Origin of the sequence: Actinomadura verrucosospora, from assembly GCF_039540335.1 — a bacterium.
GTDB classification, from domain to species: domain Bacteria; phylum Actinomycetota; class Actinomycetes; order Streptosporangiales; family Streptosporangiaceae; genus Spirillospora; species Spirillospora verrucosospora.
The window spans coordinates 13,992-36,018 of record NZ_BAABEV010000065.1 but is presented as its reverse complement, the minus strand read 5'-3'; the positions used below and the strand labels follow the sequence as shown (position 1 = coordinate 36,018).

The following is a 22,027-nucleotide window of genomic DNA, read 5'->3' as shown; positions in this document are numbered from 1 at the left end:
CGCTGGCGCGGCGGCTGGCCGAGGAGTCGCTGTCCGCGCTGGCCCTCGCCGCCGACCGCAAGGGCGTCCGGCCGGGCGGCGCCGTCCGCGTGACCGCGACGTTCACCAACGAGTCGGCGCTCGGCGAGGCCCGCGGGGTGCGCTTCGGGCTGGCCGCGCCCGAGGGGTACAAGATCACGGCGACGTCCGGCCCGGCCGGCGACGTCGCCCCGGGCGCGACCGCCACCGCGACCTGGACGGTGACCGCACCCGCGGACGCGGAGCCCGGCGCCCTCCCGGGCCTGGACGCCACGGTCTCGTGGCGCGCCGCCGGAGGCGACTCCGAGCAGGCGAGCGCGCACTCCCTCCTCATGGTCGGCGGCGGCGCGGTGGGGGAGCCCTACAGGACCTCCGCCTCGACCGCGGCCGAGTTCGCGCGGTCCGGCGACACGGTCGGCATCGCCGCGGGCGGCAAGGACATGTGGGGCGACACCAACGAGTTCGCGACCGTCTACGAGGACGACTGGCTGGCCCCGGGGCACGCGGTCTCCACGAAGGTGACCGAGCTGGACGGGTCGTCCGGCTGGACGCGGGCCGGACTGGTCGCGAGCGACGACCTGGCCCGGACCGGGTCCGCCGGGTACGCCGCCATCGCCGTGACGCCCGCACACGGGTGCGTCTTCTCCTACGACGCCGACGGCGACGGCCGGCTCGACCACTACACCGAGGTCGGCGGGTTCACCGCGGGCGCGGTCCGCGTGCGGCTGCGCAGGGACGGCGACCGGATGTCCGGATCGTGCAGCTCCGACGGCGTGAACTGGGCCGTGGTCGGCTCCGGCACGGTCCCCGGCTCGGCGGGCGCCCAGGACGTCGGGATGTTCGTCAGCGCGGTGAACGCCCACACGGCGCAGGAGGCCATCGCCCGGTTCGACGGCGCCATCGCCGCCTCGCCCGACACGTCCCGCAACGGATCGGACGACCCGCTCCAAAGCCTCCGCAAGCCGGTGACGGCGCTGTCCTCCGAGCCCGGCCGGCCGCCGGAGGCCGCCAACGACGGCAGCCGCGCCAACTCGCCCTACTGGGGCGGTCAGATGACCTACGGCGAGACCTGGTGGCGGGTCGACCTCGGCGCCGTCGACGACGTCTCGCGCGTCAACGTCCGCAACTACGTCGACGGGACCCGCTTCTACACCTACCGCCTGGAGGGCAGCCTCGACGGCGGCCACTGGTTCACCCTCGGCGGGCGCAACGGGCCGCGCCCCGCCGCCGACGCGGGCGACACCCTGGCCACCGAGGCCAGGGCCCGCTACATCCGGGTGGTCGGAACCGGCAACACCGCCAACCTCACCTTCCACCTCACGGAGGTGAGCGTCTACGGCGCCCCCGCCGGGTGACGGGCGTTCAGGGTTTGCGCCCGACGCCCCCGACGCTCCAGATCGGCCTGGACGACTCGATGGTCTCGTGCTCGGGACGCCACAGGGGCAGGTAGACGACGCCGGGCTCGATCAGGTCCCAGCCGGAGAAGAGCTTCTCCACCTCGGCCCTGGTCCGGATGTTCGAGCGCGGCGTGCCGCGGATCGCGTGGGTCTCCTGCTGGTAGAGGAAGGCGAGCCTGGCGGTGACCTCCGGGCACAGGTCGCTGACCGGATGCGAGATCGCGATGTGGCTGCCCGGCGCCATCAGGTCGCTCAGCCGCCGGACGCTCCCCGCCACCTCCTCGTCGTCGGGGATGGTGTAGAGCACGTGGAAGAACAGCAGCGCCGTCGGCTGGTCGAGGTCGATCAGGCGGCGCAGGTCGGGGTGGCGCGCGATGCCTTCGGCGTCCCGCATGTCGGCCTCGACGACCGCGGTGCGGGGGTCGCCTCCCAGCAGCGCCTGCGCGTGGACGCGCACCACGGGGTCGTTGTCCACGTAGACGACCCGGCAGTCCGGCGCCACCGCCTGAGCGATCTGGTGCACGCTTCCCTGGGTGGGCAGGCCGGTGCCGATGTCGAGGAACTGGCGGATCCCGGCGGCGGCGAGGAACCGGACGACGCGGTCCAGGAACTTGCGCCCTTCGCGGGCCAGGACCGGCAGTTCCGGCGCGAGTTCGATCGCCTGGAGCGCCGCCTGCCGGTCCGCGGCGTAGTTGTCCTTGCCGCCGAGGAAGTAGTCGTGCATCCGGCTCTCGTTGGGCGCCGTCGGATCGAAGGCCAGCGGCTCGTGCCCCGCGGGGAAGGGCATGGCTTCTCCATTCACCTGACATCCGAGCGGTGACGCGCGGCCGCCGCGAGGAATCGCCCAGTATGGCACGCTACTTTCTGGTACGTCCGACGTACCCGAGGTAGGCGCCCCAGCCCGGCGAGTCGAACGTCAGCGCCGCTCGGCCGCGCGGAGCGCCTCCAGACCCCGCGCGATCGGCGGCTGCGTCTCGCTGCCCCGGCGGACGATCGCGATGATGCGCCGGGACGGCGCCGCCGCGCCCTGCAGCGCCACCCGGACCACGGCGTCGTCCGGCGGCAGCGGCGCCAGCCGCGGCACCAGGCCGATGCCGAAACCGCGGGCGACGAGCGCCGAGACGGCGAACCACTCGTTGGCCTCGTGGGCGAGCCGCGGCGTGAACCCGGCGGCGGCGCAGGCGGCGAGCATGAGCTGGTGCTGGTCGCACCGGTCCGGCGAGCCGATCCACGGCTCGCCGGCCGCGTCGGCGAGCCCGACCGCCCCGCGCGCGGCGAGCGGGTGCCCGGCCGGGACGAGCAGGTCCTGCGGCTCGTCGAGCACGGGCCACTGCGCGAACCGCGCGTCGTCCGCGGCCGGGGTCTGCTCGCTCGGAATGAGCACGGCGATATCGCACCGCCGAGCGAGAAGCAGGTGACCGGCGTCCTCGCTCTGGGCGGCGGCGGCCGGAGGGCGCCCTCGCGGCCGGGCGGGCGGGCCGTGTCTGTCGGACCGAATCGTGATCGGTCGTTCTCGTGGACCGGTCCGGCGGCGCGATCCCAGCCCGTAGAGTGGGGCGCGAAGATGATCAGCGTGGGCGGCCGGCAGGGAGGCACGGTGGCAGGCGAGCGGTTTGGGCCAGGCGGATTCGACCCGAGCGTGCCGAACATCGCTCGCATGTACGACTACTACCTCGGCGGCAAGGACCACTACGAGGCCGACCGCCTCCGCGCCGAGGAGGCCAAGGCCGCCGACCCCACCCTGATCACCCTGATCAAGGAGAACCGGGCGTTCATGGGGCGCGCCGTCCGGTACATGGCCGAGCAGGGCATCGACCAGTTCCTCGACATCGGCACCGGGCTCCCCACCCAGCAGAACGTCCACCAGATCGCCCAGTCGGTGAACCCCGCCGCCCGCGTCGCCTACGTCGACTACGACGGCCAGGTCGTCGCGCACGGGCGGGCGATCCTCGCGGACTCGCCCGGCACCCGGATGGTCCAGGCCGACATCCGCCGCCCCCGCGAGATCCTGGAGCATCCCGAGATCACCCGGCTGCTGGACTTCGGGAAGCCAGTCGCGCTGCTGACGATCGCCACCCTGCACTTCATCCCGGACGAGGACGACCCGCCCGGCGTCATGGCCGAGCTGCGCGAGGCGCTCGCCCCCGGCAGCCACATGGCGATCACCCACGCCTCCGCCGACGGCGTGCCCGACATCGTGGCGAAGGTCGTCGAGGTCTACAAGAGGACGAACGCGCCCGGCACCCCGCGCAGCCTGGAGCAGGTGACCGGTCTGTTCGGCGACTTCGAACTGGTGGACCCCGGCCTGGTGTGGGCGCCGCTGTGGCGGCCCGAACGCCCGGTCACCCTGGAGGAGGCCCTGCCGATCTGGTTCTACGCCGGAGTCGGCCGCAAGCCCTGAGGTGTGCGTGCACGACCGCTCCCTGACGAATGCCACCGGGAAGAGGGAAGGCGACATGCGGGCAGTGACGGTCGGAGGGGCACTGGAGGCCGCGGCGACGCGGGGCGCGGTGTTCCTTCACGACGGCGACGACACCATCACGTTCTCCGGGTTCGACGAGCTGGTCGACCGTGTCGCGGCGGGCCTGCTGGCCCGCGGCGTCGGGCGGGGCGACCGGATCGGCCTCCTCGGACCCAACACCGCGCAGTGGCTCGCGGTGTTCTTCGGCGCGGCCCGGATCGGCGCCGTGGTCGTCCCGCTCAACGTCCGCTACCGGGAGCGGGAGCTGTCGTACATGCTCGGGCAGAGCGGCGCCCGGCTGGTCGTCGGCGTCGAGGCTGTCCCCGACTTCGACTTCGCCGCGTACTTCGCGTCGTCCGGCATTCCCGCCGTGCACTTTGGTGAGGGCTTCGACGCCCTGGCCTCGACCCCGGCCCCGCCGGCCCTGGCCGCGGCCCGCGCCGCGGTGGACCCGGGCGACCCGCTGATGATCCTCTACACGTCCGGCACCACGGGGCGCCCCAAGGGCGCCGTCATCACCCACCGCGGCATCCTGGCCTCGGCCTCGGCCCAGGCCGACCACTTCCGGATGACCGGCGAGGACGTCCTGCTCGGCCACCTCCCGTTCAACCACGTCGGCGGCATCACCTGCACCATCATGGCCGCCCTGGTCAGCGGCGGCTCGGTCGCGCTGCTGCCCGCGTTCTCCCCGGACGCCGCGCTGCGCGCCGTCGAACGCCACCGGGTGACGTTCCTCGGCGCCGTCCCCACGATGTACGTGCTGATGCTCGGCCGCCCCGACTTTGCCGAGCACGACGTCTCGTCCGTCCGGCTGTGCATGGCGGGGGGCTCCAACGTGGAGCCGGCGCTCGCCGACGCGATCCGCCGAGGCTTCCCCGGCGCGCCTCTCTACGGTCTCTACGGGCTGTCCGAATCCTCGGGCGCCTGCGTCCTGTCCCCGACGGACGACGACCCCGAGACCGTCTCCCGGACCCTCGGCGCGATCATCGGCGACTTCGAGGCGCGCGTGACGGCCCCGGACGGGACGGTGCTGCCGCCGGGCGAGACCGGCGAGCTCCAGATCCGCGGCGCCTGCGTCGCCGCCGGCTACTGGGACATGCCGGACGAGACCGCCGAGGTGTTCCTGCCGGACGGCTGGCTCGCCACCGGCGACATGGTCGCCATGGAGCCCGACGGGCACCTGGTCCTGCGCGGGCGCAAGAAGGAGATGTACATCCAGGGCGGCTTCAACGTCTACCCGGTGGAGATCGAGAACGTCCTGACCGCCCACCCGAAGGTCGCGATGGCCGCCGGGATCGGCGTCCCCGACGCGGTCCTCGGCGAGGTCGGCCGCTTCTACGTCGTCCCGCGCCCGGGCGCCGAGCCCCCCACCGCCGACGAGCTGACCGCCTACTGCCGCGACCGCCTGGCCGACTACAAGGTGCCCCGCCAGTTCGTCATCACCGCGGACGTCCCCCTGACCCCCGTAGGCAAGATCCACAAAGCCCTCCTCAAGGACCGCGACGGATCCGTCCCGGGCTGAACCCGGGTGCCGGGGAGGAGAAGGCCTCCCCGGCACCCGGGGCTCTAACTGTGCGCGTGGACGTCGAGGATGGCCTGGGCGAGGGTCTCCGAGGCGGGCGCGTTGACGAGCCTCCACTGCGCGGCACAGGGGATGAGCGCCCACCATTCCTTGGTGTGGGTGCCCCACCAGCACAGGACACCGAAGCGGGCGCGGAGATAGGCGATCGTGTCCGTGTGGGGCGCGCCGGGGTCGGGCGGCGGGATCGGCAGCGCGGTGCCGTCCCGCACCGGACGCCGCGCCCGGGCGGCGAGCGCCGCCGCCACGTAGGGGGTGAGGATCCGGGTGATCCGCTCCGCCGCGCCGGCCGGGTTGGTGTGCGGGGCCAGGTCCTCGCCGGTGCTCGACCGGTACCACCAGGCGTCGGACGCCGATCCGGAGGCGAGCGTGATGCTCTCCCCGAACCCCGGGACGGCCGGGTCGTAGACGCGCAGGAGCGGGAGGGCCCCCTCATAGCGCGGCACGGCCTTCCAGCCCTCCCGGACGACTTCATGTGCAAGTCGGTCAAGGTGGCTTGTCAAAGAGGAAGCCGAGGCCCCGGCGTGCAGATTCTTCGGTTCGATCCACCCCATTACCGGCGCACCCACTTACGGGGGTCGGGCGTCGGGCGGCAGGCCGCGCGGCTGAGCTCGTTGGTGAGGACCCTGCGAAGCTCTTCGGCGGTGCTGCATATAACGGTCGGGTCAATGCCGGCCTTTGGGTCGTGCAGCGTGGCGACCCAGTCGCCGAGCCTTCCGTCGTAGCGCGTGGCACGCCAGATTCGGTGGCCTTGGAAGTCCTCGCGGAGTCGGGCTAACGCCTGGTCAGCGGGGTTGACGGGCGTATCCATGATCAGTTCAAGCTTCCGTCGGTGTGGTTGCTCTTCGTTACCGTCCCCAATCTTCCCGTGACCGGGTCGTCTTTTGGAAGAGCGGGGAGCCCGCCAGATGGAAAGCTCTCGGCGCCGTTAGAAAACACTTCGCTTTCGGGTCTCCCGGGTTTCCCGTCCCCGCCGTCCCGCAACGCAGGGGTTCCGCGTACCTCCGGCTGCTTTGACGGTGAACGCCTGTTTGCCGAACCGACTCCATCTTGTTTCCCTCCGTTCCGTGCAATCCGGTGCAACCGGACAATTCTCCGTCGGATGTCGGCGCGTTGGGGATCACGGGGTGGGGCCGGGATTCGAACGGATCCGCGAAGAACCGCCTCATCCGCTCGTGCGACCGGCTTCCTGCAGCGCCATGAACCAGGGAACGCGAGGTCGCGGAGAAAGTAAGGCGAACGGCCACAAGCGGCCATTCTCGGGTTTCGGAATGGCGCATTACGGTCATTCCCCATTACGTGAGTGAAACTTGCGCGGCAAGTCTTGATGCCACGATCGATGATTATTAACCGGCCGCGAGGATCGGCCTCTCGGTGGAGCGAATGCGCGGCGAATGGCGCGTCGCGTATTGAGTCTTGGTCCGTGCGGCTTCGCGTGCTTGCGTTCGCGGAGGTCTTCCTGGTAGGGGGAGAACCGCGAAAGGCGAATGATCCCCACATGCGAAACCGGTGCGAACTCAGAGCCGAGTGATTGAACGATGTCATTGGGGTCGTTCTGATGCGGCGATCCGCGGAGGTGGAGGGCGATTCACCGGGTAAGAACCATGATGACTGCTGGTCAAGCCCTTCTGAGAGGAGAGATGCGGCGGCCGCTTTCGCCGGCCGGGGGCCGCGGCCGCCCCGCGTCCGCCCGTCCGCGCCCCACCGGGCGGGCGGAGGAGGCGCGTTGCATGTTCATGCAGGAGCGTGCATACTTGTGCTCATGTCCAAAGTGCTGACCTCCCTGCCCGTCGGTGAGCGCGTCGGGATCGCCTTCTCCGGTGGCCTCGACACTTCGGTGGCGGTCGCGTGGATGCGCGACAAGGGCGCGGTGCCCTGCGCCTACACCGCCGACATCGGGCAGTACGACGAGCCCGACATCGCCTCCGTGCCCGGCCGCGCGGCCAAGTACGGGGCGGAGGTCGCGCGCCTGGTCGACTGCCGGGCCGCCCTCGTGGAGGAGGGACTCGCCGCCCTGGCGTGTGGCGCGTTCCACATCCGGTCCGGCGGCCGCAGCTACTTCAACACCACGCCGCTCGGACGAGCCGTGACGGGGACGCTCCTCGTCCGCGCCATGCTGGAGGACGACGTCCAGATCTGGGGCGACGGCTCGACGTTCAAGGGCAACGACATCGAGCGTTTCTACCGTTACGGGCTGCTGGCCAACCCGTCCCTGCTGGTCTACAAGCCCTGGCTCGACGCCGACTTCGTCACCGAGCTCGGCGGCCGCACGGAGATGTCGCAGTGGCTGCTGTCCCGCGGCCTGCCCTACCGGGACAGCACGGAGAAGGCCTACTCCACCGACGCCAACATCTGGGGCGCCACCCACGAGGCCAAGGCGCTGGAGCACCTCGACGCCGGCATCGAGACCGTCGAGCCGATCATGGGCGTGCGGTTCTGGGACCCCGCCGTGGAGATCGCCGCCGAGGACGTCACGATCGGGTTCGAGCAGGGCCGCCCGGTGACGATCAACGGCAAGGAGTTCGGGTCCGCCGTCGACCTGGTGCTGGAGGCCAACGCCATCGGCGGGCGGCACGGTCTCGGGATGTCCGACCAGATCGAGAACCGCGTCATCGAGGCCAAGAGCCGCGGCATCTACGAGGCGCCCGGCATGGCGCTGCTGCACGCGGCCTACGAGCGGCTCGTCAACGCGATCCACAACGAGGACACCCTCGCCACCTACCACAGCGAGGGCCGGCGGCTCGGCCGGCTCATGTACGAGGGACGCTGGCTGGACCCGCAGGCGCTCATGCTGCGCGAGTCGCTGCAGCGCTGGGTCGGGACGGCCGTCACCGGCGAGGTGACCCTGCGGCTGCGGCGCGGCGAGGACTACTCCGTCCTCGACACCTCCGGCCCCGCGTTCAGCTACCACCCCGACAAGCTGTCCATGGAGCGCACCGAGGACTCCGCCTTCGGCCCCGTGGACCGGATCGGCCAGCTGACCATGCGCAACCTCGACATCGCCGACTCGCGCGCCAAGCTGGAGCAGTACGCCGGGCTCGGCATGGTCGGCAGCTCGCACCCGGCCCTGATCGGTGCCGCGCAGGCGGCCTCGACCGGGCTGATCGGCGCGATGCCGGCGGGCGGCGCCGAGGCGATCGCCTCCCGCGGCAAGGACTCCCGGGACGCCGAGGTCCTCGACCGCGCCGCCATGGAGTTCGGCACCGACTGACCAGAGGTCCGGTCCGGGCCGCCGCAGAGGAGCTAGGGGGCCTCCTCCTCCACGGGAGGAAGCGGGGTCTCCTTCTCCGGCGGTCCGACGAAGCCGTGCAGTGCCGCCGCCACCACGGCCCCCACCAGGGGCGCGACGATGAACAGCCACACCTGCGAGAGGGCGGTCCCGCCGAGGACGACGGCCGGGCCGAGGCTGCGGGCCGGGTTGACCGAGGTCCCCGTGATGGGGATGCCGATGAGGTGCACGGTCGTGAGGGCGAGGCCGATGCCCACCCCGGCGACCGACGGGATGGCCGCCGTGCTCGTCATGGACAGCACGATGAACACGAACAGGGCGGTCAGGACGACCTCGGTGAGGAACGCGCCGCCCATGTCGATGCGGATGAGGCTGGCGTCGCCCCACCCGTCCGCGCCGAGACCGGTCACGGAGCGGGCGTAGAGCGGCGAGCCGGAGAAGGTCGCCCACAGCAGGAGCGCGCCCAGGATGCCGCCGGCGAACTGGGCGGCCCAGTAGCCGGCGGCGTCGAGCGGCGGGATCCGGCGGGCGAGCAGCACGCCCAGCGTGACGGCCGGGTTGACGTGGCAGCCCGAGATCGGGCCGATCGCGTAGACCAGGGCGAGGAGCACCAGGCCGAAGGCCAGCGCCGTCGCGACGACGCCCGCCGAGAGGCTGCGCCCGGCGACGCCGAAGCCGAACGACAGGGTCGCCACGCCCACCGCGAAGTAGACCAACAGCAGCGTGCCCACGAGCTCCGCAGCCATCCTCCTGAACACGCGCTCCCCTTCCCCCGGGACTCCGATGGCCTCGGCCTACCCGGGGAGGCCGGGAAGATCGTCTCCGTGTGAGCGCCGTGACCCGGAAATGGGGGCGGCTTGGGGGAGCCGGTCAGGCGTGCTGGGCCAGGCTGGTCCAGCTCTCGTCCCAGAGGGCGCCGCGACGGCGGTCGCAGCGGCGGCGGACGAGGAGGTAGCCGGCCAGCAGGGGGACGCCCACGGCGACGGCGGCCGTGGCCGCGGCCACGGCGGTGGTGGCCAGGGTGGCGGCGCGGGTCTGGGGGTGCTGGATCGGGTTGCCCGCCGTGTCCACCCAGATGCGCTGCTCCATGCCCGGCCTGACGGACTTGTCGGCCGGGACGACGGTGGTCCGCGTCCGGCCGTCGCGGGACGTCCAGGCCAGCTCGGCGTAGGTGTGCCGTATGCCGGCGCCGCCCTGCGAGTCGGTGTGGACGACCTGCGCCGTGACGCGGTGGACGTTGCGGTGCTCGGCCCGCACGCCGCTGCGGTAGGCGTCGGCGGCCAGGAGCGCGGACGCGGGCGGGGCGAGCACCGTGAACAGCACCGCGGCGGCGACGCCGACCGCCCACTGGCGGCGGTCGACGGCGCGTCGCAGTTCGTTGCGGTCGAAGCCGAAACGGCGGCGGACCCGTCCTAGCCTTCTCATTGCCTCCTCCTTCGTCCGTGACAGTAATCGCTCCGGGAAGCGGTCGGGCACGCGCCTCTTCTGGTGCGCTCGCATAGCGCGCAAACTGGCAGGAGGAGGGCATGCACATGACGGGCGTGGAGAGCGGCGAGCAGGCGCACGTCCTGTTCGGCTACGACGGGACGGCGGAGAACGACACGGCGCTGAGCTGGGCGATCGAGGAGGCCCGGCTGCGCGACCTCGATCTGGTGATGTGCCACTGCTGGCACTGGCCCTACCCGGAGGGGCACGAGGACCCGCACGGCGAGGCGGTCATGAGGCGGGCTGGATGGAACCTGCTGGAGCGCGGCAGGCGCCGCGCCCGCGAACTGGGGGCGCCCGGCACGGTGCGCGGTCGCCTGGTCCGCGGCCCCGCCCGGGGCGCGCTGCTGAGCGAGTCGCGCGACGCGGAGCTGGTGGTGGTCGCGGCCCCCGAGCGGCTGGACGAGGGCGCGGGGGTGCTGGAACTCGCGGCCGGCGCCACCCGCCCGGTGGTCGTCGTGAAGGACGGGGTGGGCCCCCGCCGGGTCGTCGCAGGGGCCGACGGGACGACGTGGTGCGACCCGGCGCTGGGCTTCGCCGCCGCCGAGGCGGCGCTGCGCCGGTGGGAGCTGCGCGTGGTGTACGCCTGCTGGGAGCCCGCCGCGGTCGACGCGGACGAGCTGGCGCTGTTCCACGACAGGGAGCTGCTGGAGAAGACGCGCGCCGCCGAGCTGGAGGCGGCCGTGGCCCCGTGGCGCGAGCGGTATCCGCGGCTCGACATCCGGGTCTCGCTGCTGCTGGAGCGCCCCATGGAGGCGCTGTTCGACGCCGCGGACGACGCCGGGCTGCTGGTGCTGGGCGACCGGGGCGCCGGGATCGCCCCGCTGGGCTCGACCAGCACGGCGGTGCTCCGGCATGCCCGCCGCGCCGTCGCGATCGTCCCCGCGCGCCCGGACTGAGCGCCGGTCAGGAGTCCCCGGCCCAGGCCTCGGTCGCGTGCAGGGCGGGGTCGGCCGGCAGGTCGGGCTCGAGGATCAGCTGGAGTATCAGGCCGTCCAGCACCGCGGTGAAGAGCATGGCGGTCCCCTCGCGGCGCTCGGCGGGCCACCCGGGGCGCAGGTGCTCCAGCCGTGCGGCGACGCGGGCCCGCGCGTCCCTCGACCAGTCCCGCCGCTCGGCGCCCATCCGCGGGTCGCGCAGCGCCCGGACCAGCAGTTCGGCGGCGAGCCTGAGGTTGCGCTCCCCGGCGAGCACGTCCAGGACGCGCTCGCGCAGCGCCCGCAGCGCGGCCGCGGTGTCCGGCGCGGCGACCAGCGCGTCCACCACCGGGTCGACGATCGTCTCGCTGGCCCGCTGCGCGACGGCCACGTGCAGCCCCGGCAGCCCGTTGAAGTAGTGGTGGAGCAGCCCCGGCCGGATCCGGGCCCGGTCGGCGACGGCCCGGGCCGTGAGCGCGGCCCAGCCGCCCTCGGCGAGCAGGTCGAGACCGATCCCCACGAGCTGCTCCCGGCGTGCCCGTCCGCGGGGTGTGGACGCGCGAGGCTCCTCGTGGGTCATCACGCCACGCTATCCCAACGCTTGCACCGTGCAACCGATCAAGATCGTCGCGGATGCCCGATTCCCGGGGCGCGGACGGGGTAGGGCCGCCGCATGATCGATGCGGTGCTCTTCGACGTCGACGGCACGCTGGTCGACACCAACTACCTGCACGCGGCCACCTGGTGGCAGGCGTTCCTCCAGCACGGGCACACCGTCCCCATGGCGGACGTGCACAGGGCGGTCGGCATGGGCTCGGACAAGCTGCTCGACCACCTGCTCCCGGACGACCGGGACCGGGACGCCGACGACGGGATCCGCACCGCGCACACGGCCCTGTACGCCCAGTACTGGTCGCGGCTCCAGGCCTTCGACGGCGCCGCCGACCTGCTGCGGGCGTGCGCCGGGCGCGGGAGCCGCGTCGTGCTCGCCAGCTCGGCCGCCGCGCCCGAGCTGAAGGCGCTGCGCGCGGCGCTGGACGCCGACGACGCCATCGACGACGCCACCTCCGGCTCGGAGGTGGAGGCGACCAAACCGGCGCCGGACCTCGTCCAGCTCGCCCTGGAGCGCGCGGCGGCGCCCGCCGCCCGGGCCGTGTTCGTCGGCGACACCCGCTGGGACGTCGAGGCCGCCCGGCGCGCGGGAATGCCGTGCGTGTGCGTGCTCACCGGCGGCTGGAGCCGCGCCGAGCTGGAGGAGGCGGGCGCGGCGGCCGTCTACGACGACCCCCGCGCCCTGCTGGACGACCTGGACCGGAGCCCGCTCGCGCTATGAGGCGCGGTCGCGCTCGGCGGCGAGCTGGAGCGCCACGTCGATGATCATGTCCTCCTGGCCGCCCACGTAGCCGGCCTCGCCGACCTTCTGCAGGATCTCGTGCGCCGGGACGCCGTAGCGCTCGGCCGCCCGCTCGGCGTGCAGCAGGAAGCTGGAGTACACGCCCGCGTACCCCTGCGTGATCGCGCCCCGGTCGGCGAACGGCAGCCGGTGCAGGAACGGCTTCACCACGTCGTCGGCGGCCGCCAGCGCGCCCTGCACGTCGACGCCCGTCGGGACGCCGAGCCGCTCGAACGTCGCGACCAGCACCTCGGTGGGGGAGTTGCCCGCCCCCGCGCCGAGCGCGCACAGCGCGCCGTCGATCTGCCGGGCGCCGTTCTGCTGCGCCAGGACGGAGTTGGCGACGCCGAGGGACAGGTTCTGGTGGCCGTGGAAGCCGACCTGCGCCTCGTGCCCGATCTCCTTGACCAGCGCGCTGATCCGCTCCTGCGCCTCGCCGAGGACCAGGGCGCCGGCGGAGTCGACGACGTAGACGCACTGCGCGCCGCCGTCCACCATGATCCGGGCCTGCCGCGCCAGCTCGTCCGGGCCGACCCGGTGCGAGAGCATGAGGAACCCGACGGTCTCCATGCCGAGCTCGCGGGCGGCGGCGAAGTGCTGCAGCGACACGTCCGCCTCGGTGCAGTGCGTGGCGACCCGGGCGACGGACGCGCCCGCGTCGTGCGCCATCTTCAGGTCGTGGACCGTGCCGAGGCCCGGCAGCAGCAGGACGGCGATCTTGGCCCGGGTCGCCTCGTCCACGGCGGCGGCGACGAGCTTGACGTCGTCCTCCAGCGAGAAGCCGTAGTTGAAGGACGACCCGCCGAGGCCGTCGCCGTGGGTGACCTCGATGACCTCGACCCCGGCGGCGTCGAGGGCGTGCACGACGCCGCGGACCTGCTCCTCGGTGAAGCGGTGCGCCATCGCGTGGCTGCCGTCCCGCAGCGTGGAGTCGGTGATCCGGATCTTCTCGCTGACGTCGCTCATACCTGTTCCCTGCGAGGGGGCGACCCCCCGCACCCCCCGGTTCGCTTCGCTCATTCTGAGGCCTTCCTGCGCGCGAGCTGCTCGCCGACCCGGGCGGCGGCCGCGGTCATGATGTCGAGGTTGCCGGCCCACGGCGGCAGGTGGTCGCCGTTCCCGCGGACCTCCAGGAACACCGCGACGCGGGCCATCCCGTTCCAGATGTCGCGGGGCTCGTCGAACTGCGGCTCGACCCGCAGCGTGTAGCCGGGGACGTAGGCGGCGACCTGCGCGACCATCTTCTCGATCGACTCCGCGATCGCCCCGGTGTCGGCGTCGGACGGGATCGCGCAGAACACCGTGTCCCGCATGATCATCGGCGGGTCCACCGGGTTGAGGATGATGATCGCCTTGCCCCGCCCGGCGCCGCCGACCTGCTCGATCGCGCGGGCCGTGGTCTCGGTGAACTCGTCGATGTTCGCGCGGGTGCCGGGACCGGCCGAGCGGGACGCGATCGACGCGACGATCTCGGCGTACGGCACCGGCACCACCGAGGACACCGCGTGCACGATCGGGATCGTCGCCTGCCCGCCGCAGGTGATCATGTTGAGGTTGGGGGCGTCCGACAGCGAGTCCAGGTTCACCGGCGGGCACACCAGGGGGCCCGTCGCGGCCGGCGTCAGGTCGATCGCCGTGATCCCCGCCTCCTCGTAGCGGGGCGCGTTGGCCAGGTGCGCCTTCGCCGAGGTCGCCTCGAACACCAGGTCGGGCAGAGTGGGCTGCTTCAGCAGCCAGTCCACGCCCTCCGCCGACGCCTCGACGCCCATCCTGCGGGCGCGCTCCAGGCCGTCGGACTCCGGCACCACCCCGACCATCGAGTGGACGTCGATCAGCTCGCTGCGCTGGAGCTTGACCAGCAGGTCGGTGCCGATGTTGCCCGGCCCGACGATCGCCGCCGTCAACGTGCTCATGCCTGCTCCCTCCTTCCGAACCGAGCGGTGACGGAACCGATCCCGGCGAACGTCGCCGTGAGCGTCTCCCCGGGCGCGACCGGCACGGCCGCGGTGATCGAGCCGGGCAGCACCACGTGCCCGGCCTCCAGGCTCACGCCGCGTTCGCCGAGGACGTTGGCCAGCCAGACCAGCGCGTTGATCGGCGATCCGAGGACCGCGCCGCCCGCGCCGGTGTCGATCAGGTCGCCGTCGCGGCGCAGCAGGCAGCCCATCAGCGACAGGTCCTGGTCGTCCAGCCGGACCGGGCGGGTGCCGAGCACGACGCCGCCGCTGGAGGCGTTGTCCGCGATCGTGTCCGGAAGGGTGATCTTCCAGTCCGCGATGCGGGAGTCGATCACCTCCAGGGCGGGCAGGACGTACTCGACGGCCGCGACGGCGTCCGCCGCCGTGGCGCCGGGACCGGCCAGGGGACGGCCCAGCACGAACGCGATCTCCGGCTCGATCCGGGGCTGCAGGAACCGGCCGGTGTCGATCGGCGCGCTCTCCGGCAGGAACATCGTGTCCAGCAGCACGCCGAAGTCTGGCTGGTCCACGCCCATCTGGCGCTGCATCGCGGCCGAGGTCAGGCCGACCTTGTGGCCCTTGATCCGCGCGCCGGCGGACGTCCACGCCTTGACCTGGGCGAGCTGGACCGCGTAGGCGTCGGCCACCGACATGGTCGGATGGTCCTTCGTCAGCGGCGAGATGGGAGTGCCGGTGGCGTACGCGTCAAGGAGCGCGGCCGCGGCCTTCTCCACGGAACCCGGGTCCATGGGGCCGTCCTTTCGTTCGTGGGCAGGCCGAGCCTCTCCCGCCGCGACCCCCGCGGGCAACGCGGCCGTCCCGCGTGGTGGGACACTTCTTCCATGACGTCCGTCCCGTCCGAGGAGAGCTTCCTGCGCCGCGTCGTCGCGGTGCTGTCGGCGTTCCGCCCGGAGGACGACGGCCTGGGCCCGGCCGAGCTGGCCCGCCGCAGCGGCCTGCCGAAGTCGACCGCGCACCGCATCGCCCTCGACCTGGTGGACGCCGGGCTGCTGGAGCGCCGGGGCCCGCGGGTGCGGCTCGGGCTGCGGCTGTTCGAGATCGGGCAGCGGGTGCCGCGCCAGCGGGTGCTGCGGGACGCCGCCGTCCCGTACATGTCGGACCTGCGGGAGGCGACCCGGCAGACCGTCCACCTCGCGGTGCTGGAGGGCGGCGAGGTCGTCTACGTGGAGATCCTCGGGTCCTCCGGCGGGCCGCGGCTGCCGTCCCAGGTGGGCGGGCGGCTGCCCGCGCACGTGACCGGGGTGGGCAAGGCGATCCTCGCGTTCTCCCCGCCGGAGGTGGTCAAGGGCGTGCTGGAGTCGGAGCTGGTCAGGGTCGGCGAGCGCAGCGTGACCGCGCCCGGGCTGCTCGCCCGCGAGCTGGAGACGATCAGGCGCGAGGGCGTCGCCTACGACCGGGAGGAGTCCGGGCGCGGGATCGTCTGCGCCGCCAGCCCCGTCCTCGGCCCGGACGGGCTGGTCCTCGGCGCGCTGTCGGTGTCGGGCTGGGCGACCCGGATGCGGCTCGCCGCGGTCGCCCCGGCCGTCCACACCGCCGCGCTCACCCTCTCGCGCACCCTGGGCGGTTAGCCGCTCCGGGCGGTCATCGCCCCGGCAGGCGGCGGGCCAGGAGCTGGGCGAGGTGCTCGCCGTCGCGGTGCGCGAGCTCGCGCAGCTGCGTGCGGCAGCTGAACCCGTCGGCCAGGACCACGGCGTCCTCCCCGGCCGCGCGGACCGCCGGGAGCAGCCGGTGCTCGGCGACGGCGACCGACACCTCGTGGTGGCCCTTCTCGACGCCGAAGTTGCCGGCCAGGCCGCAGCAGTCGCCGAGCCGCTCGACGCCCGCGCCCGCCTTCCGCAGGAGCTCGGCGTCCTTCGCCCAGCCCATGACGGCGTGGTGGTGGCAGTGCGGCTGTGCGACCCCGGTCACGCCGGACAGGTCGGGCGGCGTCCAGTCCGGTGTCTCGGCGAGCAGCTCGGCCAGGGTGCGGGTCGCGGCGGCGACCTCGCGGGCGGCGGCGGCGTCCACGCCCCTCAGCAGCTCCTCGGCGTCGGACCGCAGCACGCCGGTGCAGGACGGCTCCATCCCGACGACCCTGGCGCCGCGCCGGACGTGGGGGAGCAGCGCGCGGACGGCCCGGCGCGCCTGCGCCCGCGCCCCGTCCAGCTGCCCGGTGGAGATCCACGTGATTCCGCAGCACACGGGGCGCTCGGTCATCGTGACGCGGTAGCCGGCGTGCTCCAGCACCCGCACGGTCGCCCGGCCCACATCGGGGGAGAACGCGTCGGTGAAGCTGTCCACGAACAGCACGACGTCGCCGTTGCGGCCCTCCGGGCTGTGGTGGGAGGCGAACCAGCGCCGGAACGTCTCGGGCGCCAGCGCGGGGAGCGTGCGCCGCCGGTCGATGCCCGCGCCCCAGGCCAGCAGCGGCTTCAGCGCGCGCGACCGCATCGCCGCGTTGACCACCCTGATCGCCGCGGGGGCCCTGGCGGCGAGCCGGGTCCAGCGCGGGAGCCGGCCGAGCGCGTAGTGGGAGCGCGGCCGGATCCGTCCCCGGTACCGCTGGTGCAGCGCCTCCGCCTTGTAGGAGGCCATGTCGACGCCGGTCGGGCAGTCGGACGCGCAGCCCTTGCAGGCCAGGCAGAGGTCGAGGACGTCGTGCAGGGCCTCGGACTTCCAGCCGTCCGGGCCGAGCCTGCCGCTGACGACCTCCTGGAGGACCCGGGCCCGCCCGCGCGTGGAGTCCTTCTCCTCCCGGGTCGCCAGGTAGGACGGGCACATCACGCCGCCCGCCCCGGTGTTGTCGGCGCGGCACTTGCCCACGCCGGTGCAGCGGTGCACGGCCCGGGACAGGTCGCCGCGGTCGTCCCGGTAGGCGAGACCGAGCCCCCGGTTCAGCGGGACCGTCTGCACGGCGCGCAGGTCGGCGTCCACGGCCGCCGGGCGGACGACGATGCCGGGGTTGAGCAGGTCGTCCGGATCGAAGACGTCCTTGACGGCCGAGCACAGCGCCAGCGCCTCGGCCGAGTACATGTGCGGCAGCAGCTCGCTGCGGGCCCGGCCGTCGCCGTGCTCGCCGGACATGGTGCCGCCGTGCCGGGCCGCCAGCGCGGCCGCGTCGTTGAGGAAGTCGCGGAAGACGCGCGTCCCGCCGGTCCGCCCGAACGGGAAGTCGATCCGGACGTGGATGCACCCGTCGCCGAAATGCCCGTACGGCACGCCGAACAGGTCGTAACCGGCCAGCAGCGCCTCGAACTCCCGCAGGTACGCGCCGAGCCGCTCGGGCGGGACGGCCGCGTCCTCCCACCCGGCGTGGGCCTGCTCGCCGGCGGGCGTGCGGGCGACGAGCCCGGAGCCGTCCTCGCGGATCCGCCACAGCGCGTCGGCCAGCGCCATGTCCTCCACGAGCGCCGAGTCGGCGCAGCCGGACGCGGCGACGACCCCGCGCGCCGCGGAGCGCAGCGCCCCGGGCTCGGATCCGGCCAGCTCCACCAGCAGCCATCCCGACCCGGACGGCAGCGGCGGCACCGCGCCGGCGCCCCGCCGCTCCCGCACGACGTTCACGATCCGCGAGTCCAGGCCCTCGCACGCGACCGGGCCGTGCGGGAGGATCGCCGGGACGGCGTCGGCGGCCTCGGCCATCGACCCGTACCCGAGCACCACGAGCGCCCGGTGCGCGGGTTCGCGGACCATCCGCACCCGTGCCGCGAGCGTCAGCGCGAGCGTCCCCTCGCTTCCCACCAGCGCGCGGGCGACGTCGAAGCCCTTCTCCGGCAGGAGGTGCTCCAGCGAGTAGCCGGAGACCTGCCGGCCGAACCTCCCGAACTCCGTCCGCACCAGGGCCAGGTTCTCGCCGACCAGCCCGCGCAGCCGCTCCATCAGGACGCCGCCGGTCCGCGCCCCCGGCACGTCGCCGATCCGCAGCCGCTCCCCGGACCCGGTGACGACGTCGAGGCCGAGCACGTTGTCGCTCGTGCGCCCGTAGCCGAGCGCCCGCGACCCGCAGGCGTTGTTGCCGATCATCCCGCCGAGCGTGGCCCGCGTCCGGGTGGACGGATCGGGCCCGAACCGCAGCCCGTGCGCGGCCGCCCTCCGGTGCAGGCGCTCCTGCACGATGCCGGGCTCCACCAGCGCCGTCCCCGCCTCCGGGTCGATCTCCAGCACCCGGTTCAGGTGCCGGCTCACGTCCGCGACGACCCCGGGCCCGACCGCGTTGCCCGCGATGGACGTCCCGGCGCCGCGCATCGTGAGCGGCACCCCGGCGTCCCGGCACACGGCGAGGACGGCGGGCAGCTCGTCCGCCTCACGGGGCGTCACCACGACCCGCGGCGGCACCCGGTACAGGGAGGCGTCCGAGGAGTACAGGGACCGCGCGAGCGCAGAGTCGTCCACCCCGCTGACCCCGGCCGCCCGCAGCGCCTCCACCAGCTCGCCGTGCTCACGATGGTCGGTCACGGTGACCACGGTAGGTCATGGTGCGGGCGCCGGACGCCGGGCGCCCCGCTTCCCTGCGGGGGCCTCTGTCGGTCCCCTTCGGCAGCCTCGTCGTGGCGCTCGGCCACGTCGGCGGGCTGTCGATCCCCGACACCTGGACGCGGGCCCCCGGCGTGACCGGGGAATGTCGGCTGCCTGACCGCCCCTCCATCGTCTACCGCAGCCGCGACGAGCAGCTCGGCATGCACCGTCCCCGCCGGGGATGGAAGCGGGCCGCCTGAGAACCCCGGGGTGCCGCCGGGCCCCGCCGGGGCAGGCGGTAGCGTCCGGGAGCGACCCGTCACACCCCCGCCCGGTACGCCCTCGGAGGCCTCCTCGTGCTCGCCGTCACCACCGCCGACGTGCGGATCTTCCTGCATGTGCTCGCCGCGACGATCTGGGTCGGCGGGCAGATCACCCTCGGCGCGCTCGTGCCCGCCCTGCGCGGCTACGAGGGCGTCACCAAGGCCGCGGCCCGCCGGTTCAACGCGATCGCCTGGCCCGCGTTCGCCGTCCTCGTGCTCACCGGAGGCTGGAACATCGCCGCGGGCGACCTCGCAGGCCCCGCCCAGCGCACCCTGGAGGTGAAGCTGGTGTTCGTCCTGCTGTCCGGCGTGGCCGCGTTCCTGCACGCCCGCGCCAAGTCCAAGGCCGGGCTCGCCGTGTGGGGCGCGCTCGGAGCCCTGGGCGCGCTCCTCGCGCTGTTCTTCGGCGTCCAGCTCGGCTGACGCCCGCCGCCGCTCGCCCGCCGCCGCCGCGCGTTGCGACGGGAAGCAGGTAGATCGTCTAGGTTTGTCCCATGAGCGATGCGGTGGCGGTGGGGCTGGTCGGGGCGGGACCCTGGGCGGGGATGGTGCACGCGCCCGCGCTGGCGGCGGGCCCGGCCACGCGGCTCGCGGGGGTGTGGGCGCGGCGGCCCGAGGCGTCCGCCGCGCTGGCCGGCGAGCACGGCGCGCCCTCGTTCGAGCGGATCGAGGAGCTGTTCGACGCCTGCGAGGCCGTGGCGTTCTCCGTCCCGCCGGACGTCCAGGCCGACCTCGCCGCCCGGGCCGCCCGGGCGGGCAAGGCCGTCCTGCTGGAGAAGCCCCTCGGCATGGACCTGGACGGCGCCCGCCGGCTCGCGGGCGCGATCGCCGAGGCCGGCGTCGTCTCGCAGATGGTCCTCACGCTGCGCTACTCGCGCGCCGCCCGCGACTTCCTCGACCGGACGCGGGAGCTGGAGCCGTTCGGCGGCTACGGCTCGTTCGTCTCCTCCGTGCTGAGCGGGGGCCCCTTCGCCACCCCGTGGCGGCTGGAGAAGGGGGCGCTGCTCGACCTCGGCCCCCACATCGTCGACATGCTGGACGCCGCGCTCGGCCGGGTCGCCGGCGTCCGCGCGCACGGCGACCCGCTCGGCTGGCTGGGGCTGACGCTGGAGCACGAGAACGGCGCGATCAGCCAGGCGTCGGTGTCGATGGCGGGCACGGGGGAGCTCCCGCCCGCCCACGTCGAGGTCTACGGGCGGGGCGGCCACGCGCGGCTCGACTGGTCGCAGCTCGGCGACGACGCGTTCGCCACGATGGTGGCCGAGTTCGCCGCCGCCGTCAGGAGCGGGGCGAGCCCCGCGCTGGACGCCGCCCACGGCCTGCGGATCCAGGAGGTGCTCGCCTCGGCCGAGGCGCAGCTGGTCTGACCTGCCTGCCATGCTTGGTCCATGGCACGCACCATCGATGACATCCTCGCCGCGGCGCGCGACCGGCTCGCGCGCGTCCACCCCGACCAGGCCCACGCCGAGATGAGTGACGGGGCGGTGCTGGTGGACATCCGCCCGGCCGCCCAGCGCGCGGAGGAGGGCGAGATCCCGGACGCGCTGATCGTGGAGCGCAACGTCCTGGAGTGGCGCTTCGACCCGGCCTCGGGCGCCCGGCTGCCCCAGGCCACCGGCCACGACCTGCGCGTGATCGTGTTCTGCTCGGAGGGCTACACCTCCAGCCTCGCCGCCGCCTCCCTGCACGACCTCGGGCTGACCAACGCGACCGACATCGTGGGCGGGTTCAAGGCGTGGCGCGCGGCGGGCCTGCCGACGACCGGGGGCGCCGACCGGTGACCAGGTGAGTTGAGCTCTTAACATTCCTGGTGTTAACTTCTGGCCTGGCGTCCGGACGGAGGAGCGGGGCATGAGCGACCGGCAGCGGCGGGGGCCCGCGCAGCGGCAGGACGCGATCGCCGAGGCGGTGCTCGCCGCGGGGTCGGGGACGGCCGCCGAGCTCGCCGAGCGGTTCGGGGTCAGCCTCATGACGATCCACCGCGACCTGGACGAACTGGAACGCCAGGGCATCGTCCGCAAGTACCGCGGCGGGGTCACCGCGCAGCGGTCCGGGGTCTTCGAGAGCAGCGTCGCCTACCGGGCCAAGACGATGCGCGAGGAGAAGGAAGCCGTCGCCGCGAGGGCGGTCGAGCTGGTCGAGCCCGGCATGGCGATCATGCTCGACGACTCGACGACGGCCCTCGCCCTCGCCCGGCGGCTCCCCGACGTCGGCCCGCTGACCATCGTCACCAACTTCCTCGACGGCCTGAACCTGCTGGCCCCGGTGCAGGGCATCCGGCTGATCGCGCTCGGCGGCGACTACGACCCGCTGCACAACTCGTTCATGGGCGTCTCGTGCGTCGAGATGATCGAGTCGTTGCAGGTCGACCTGTGCTTCGTGTCGACCTCGGCGGTGTCGGCGGGCAACGCCGGCCACCAGGAGCAGCGGGTCGTGGTCGTCAAGCGGGCCATGCTGCGCAGCGCCGTCCGCAACGTCCTGCTGGTGGACCACACGAAGCTGGGCCGCACCGCGCTGCACCGGGTCGCGCCGCTGAGCGACTTCGAGCGGGTCGTCGTGGACGACGGGGCGGCGCCGGAGGCGCTGGCCGAGCTGGCGAAGCACAAGGTCGACTACGACGTCGCCCCGCGCCGCTGACCTCCGTGTGAGCACGGACGTTATAACTAACATCGCCTGACCCGCACGTGCCTAGATCCCTCATGGGATCGATGCCGAGCTGTGACCAGGCTTTTCCGGCTTCCGGCGCGATCTTCTTCACGATCATCCGTGTTAGTTAACGTGCATGTATTGACACTTCTAACGTTCGTGATGT

22 protein-coding genes are annotated in these 22,027 nt (G+C 73.6%); 12 read left to right on the top strand and 10 right to left on the bottom strand.

Going from position 1 to position 22,027, the window contains the following annotated elements; genetic code table 11:
• The coding region (locus tag ABD944_RS39460; protein WP_345186610.1) for a discoidin domain-containing protein at positions 1-1,373 on the top strand (1,373 nt) is incomplete at its 5' end.
• 7 nt (positions 1,374-1,380) lie between these two features.
• On the opposite strand, the gene ABD944_RS39455 is transcribed toward ABD944_RS39460, so the two are convergent.
• Entirely contained in the window at positions 1,381-2,202 is an 822-nt protein-coding gene (locus tag ABD944_RS39455; protein WP_345186608.1) for an SAM-dependent methyltransferase, read from the bottom strand.
• A 129-nt stretch (positions 2,203-2,331) separates the two neighbouring features.
• Positions 2,332-2,913 (bottom strand): LysR substrate-binding domain-containing protein, encoded by a 582-nt coding sequence (locus ABD944_RS39450; RefSeq protein ID WP_345186616.1) that lies wholly within the window; start codon positions 2,911-2,913, stop codon positions 2,332-2,334.
• Positions 2,914-2,979: 66 nt separating this feature from the next.
• Here ABD944_RS39450 and ABD944_RS39445 point away from each other — a divergent pair, with 66 nt between their 5' ends.
• Positions 2,980-3,816 (top strand): SAM-dependent methyltransferase, encoded by an 837-nt coding sequence (locus tag ABD944_RS39445; RefSeq protein WP_345186606.1) that lies wholly within the window; start codon positions 2,980-2,982, stop codon positions 3,814-3,816.
• A gap of 55 nt (positions 3,817-3,871) precedes the next feature.
• Positions 3,872-5,398 (top strand): class I adenylate-forming enzyme family protein, encoded by a 1,527-nt coding sequence (locus ABD944_RS39440; protein WP_345186602.1) that lies wholly within the window; start codon positions 3,872-3,874, stop codon positions 5,396-5,398.
• A 44-nt stretch (positions 5,399-5,442) separates the two neighbouring features.
• Here ABD944_RS39440 and ABD944_RS39435 read toward each other — a convergent pair whose 3' ends face one another.
• On the bottom strand, positions 5,443-5,901 hold the full coding sequence (locus ABD944_RS39435) for a hypothetical protein (protein ID WP_345186600.1): 459 nt from the start codon (positions 5,899-5,901) through the stop codon (positions 5,443-5,445).
• A gap of 1,316 nt (positions 5,902-7,217) precedes the next feature.
• Here ABD944_RS39435 and argG point away from each other — a divergent pair.
• Positions 7,218-8,666 carry an argininosuccinate synthase gene (gene argG, locus ABD944_RS39430; RefSeq protein ID WP_345186598.1) on the top strand — a complete coding sequence of 483 codons (1,449 nt, stop codon included), beginning with the start codon at positions 7,218-7,220 and terminating at the stop codon, positions 8,664-8,666.
• 32 nt (positions 8,667-8,698) lie between these two features.
• On the opposite strand, the gene ABD944_RS39425 is transcribed toward argG, so the two are convergent.
• Positions 8,699-9,430: an aquaporin gene (locus tag ABD944_RS39425; RefSeq protein ID WP_345186595.1), complete on the bottom strand. Its 732-nt coding sequence runs from the start codon at positions 9,428-9,430 to the stop codon at positions 8,699-8,701.
• 124 nt (positions 9,431-9,554) lie between these two features.
• Positions 9,555-10,109, bottom strand: a complete 555-nt coding sequence (locus ABD944_RS39420) for an Rv1733c family protein (RefSeq protein ID WP_345186592.1) — start codon at positions 10,107-10,109, stop codon at positions 9,555-9,557.
• A 101-nt stretch (positions 10,110-10,210) separates the two neighbouring features.
• On the opposite strand from ABD944_RS39420, the gene ABD944_RS39415 reads away from it, so the two are divergent.
• Positions 10,211-11,068 carry a universal stress protein gene (locus ABD944_RS39415; RefSeq protein WP_345186590.1) on the top strand — a complete coding sequence of 286 codons (858 nt, stop codon included), beginning with the start codon at positions 10,211-10,213 and terminating at the stop codon, positions 11,066-11,068.
• 7 nt (positions 11,069-11,075) lie between these two features.
• On the opposite strand, the gene ABD944_RS39410 is transcribed toward ABD944_RS39415, so the two are convergent.
• A complete protein-coding gene (locus tag ABD944_RS39410; protein WP_345186588.1) occupies positions 11,076-11,666 on the bottom strand; it encodes a TetR/AcrR family transcriptional regulator in 591 nt (196 codons plus the stop codon).
• A 93-nt stretch (positions 11,667-11,759) separates the two neighbouring features.
• On the opposite strand from ABD944_RS39410, the gene ABD944_RS39405 reads away from it, so the two are divergent.
• Complete coding sequence (locus ABD944_RS39405) at positions 11,760-12,419, top strand: HAD family hydrolase (RefSeq protein ID WP_345186585.1); 660 nt, start codon at positions 11,760-11,762, stop codon at positions 12,417-12,419.
• Here the strand turns inward: ABD944_RS39405 and dmpG are convergent.
• Genes dmpG through ABD944_RS39390 form a run of 3 tightly spaced genes read right to left on the bottom strand, consistent with a single transcriptional unit; the run spans position 12,414 to position 15,186 of the window.
• Complete coding sequence (gene dmpG / locus ABD944_RS39400) at positions 12,414-13,445, bottom strand: 4-hydroxy-2-oxovalerate aldolase (protein ID WP_345186583.1); 1,032 nt, start codon at positions 13,443-13,445, stop codon at positions 12,414-12,416. The two genes, ABD944_RS39405 and dmpG, sit on opposite strands and share 6 nt — an antisense overlap.
• 50 nt (positions 13,446-13,495) lie before the next feature.
• Complete coding sequence (locus ABD944_RS39395; RefSeq protein WP_345186581.1) at positions 13,496-14,392, bottom strand: acetaldehyde dehydrogenase (acetylating); 897 nt, start codon at positions 14,390-14,392, stop codon at positions 13,496-13,498.
• On the bottom strand, positions 14,389-15,186 hold the full coding sequence (locus ABD944_RS39390; protein WP_345186579.1) for a 2-keto-4-pentenoate hydratase: 798 nt from the start codon (positions 15,184-15,186) through the stop codon (positions 14,389-14,391). The genes ABD944_RS39395 and ABD944_RS39390 overlap by 4 nt, the downstream gene beginning before the upstream one ends.
• A gap of 93 nt (positions 15,187-15,279) precedes the next feature.
• Between ABD944_RS39390 and ABD944_RS39385 the strand changes: the two genes are divergently transcribed.
• Positions 15,280-16,026 carry an IclR family transcriptional regulator gene (locus tag ABD944_RS39385; protein ID WP_345186574.1) on the top strand — a complete coding sequence of 249 codons (747 nt, stop codon included), beginning with the start codon at positions 15,280-15,282 and terminating at the stop codon, positions 16,024-16,026.
• 13 nt (positions 16,027-16,039) lie between these two features.
• On the opposite strand, the gene ABD944_RS39380 is transcribed toward ABD944_RS39385, so the two are convergent.
• The gene (locus ABD944_RS39380; protein ID WP_345186572.1) at positions 16,040-18,892 is read right to left on the bottom strand and encodes an FAD-binding and (Fe-S)-binding domain-containing protein; all 2,853 of its coding nucleotides are present in this window, start codon (positions 18,890-18,892) and stop codon (positions 16,040-16,042) included.
• A 17-nt stretch (positions 18,893-18,909) separates the two neighbouring features.
• Here ABD944_RS39380 and ABD944_RS39375 point away from each other — a divergent pair, with 17 nt between their 5' ends.
• The 5 genes from ABD944_RS39375 to ABD944_RS39355 all read left to right on the top strand — a co-directional run bounded on the left by ABD944_RS39375 (position 18,910) and on the right by ABD944_RS39355 (position 21,852).
• Positions 18,910-19,152 carry a hypothetical protein gene (locus ABD944_RS39375; RefSeq protein WP_345186569.1) on the top strand — a complete coding sequence of 81 codons (243 nt, stop codon included), beginning with the start codon at positions 18,910-18,912 and terminating at the stop codon, positions 19,150-19,152.
• Positions 19,153-19,248: 96 nt separating this feature from the next.
• Entirely contained in the window at positions 19,249-19,638 is a 390-nt protein-coding gene (locus tag ABD944_RS39370) for a hypothetical protein (protein ID WP_345186568.1), read from the top strand.
• Between the two features lie 71 nt (positions 19,639-19,709).
• Positions 19,710-20,582 carry a Gfo/Idh/MocA family protein gene (locus tag ABD944_RS39365; protein ID WP_345186567.1) on the top strand — a complete coding sequence of 291 codons (873 nt, stop codon included), beginning with the start codon at positions 19,710-19,712 and terminating at the stop codon, positions 20,580-20,582.
• A gap of 21 nt (positions 20,583-20,603) precedes the next feature.
• Positions 20,604-20,996 carry a rhodanese-like domain-containing protein gene (locus tag ABD944_RS39360; RefSeq protein ID WP_345186565.1) on the top strand — a complete coding sequence of 131 codons (393 nt, stop codon included), beginning with the start codon at positions 20,604-20,606 and terminating at the stop codon, positions 20,994-20,996.
• Between the two features lie 70 nt (positions 20,997-21,066).
• Complete coding sequence (locus tag ABD944_RS39355; RefSeq protein ID WP_345186563.1) at positions 21,067-21,852, top strand: DeoR/GlpR family DNA-binding transcription regulator; 786 nt, start codon at positions 21,067-21,069, stop codon at positions 21,850-21,852.
• Positions 21,853-22,027 lie beyond the last annotated feature (175 nt).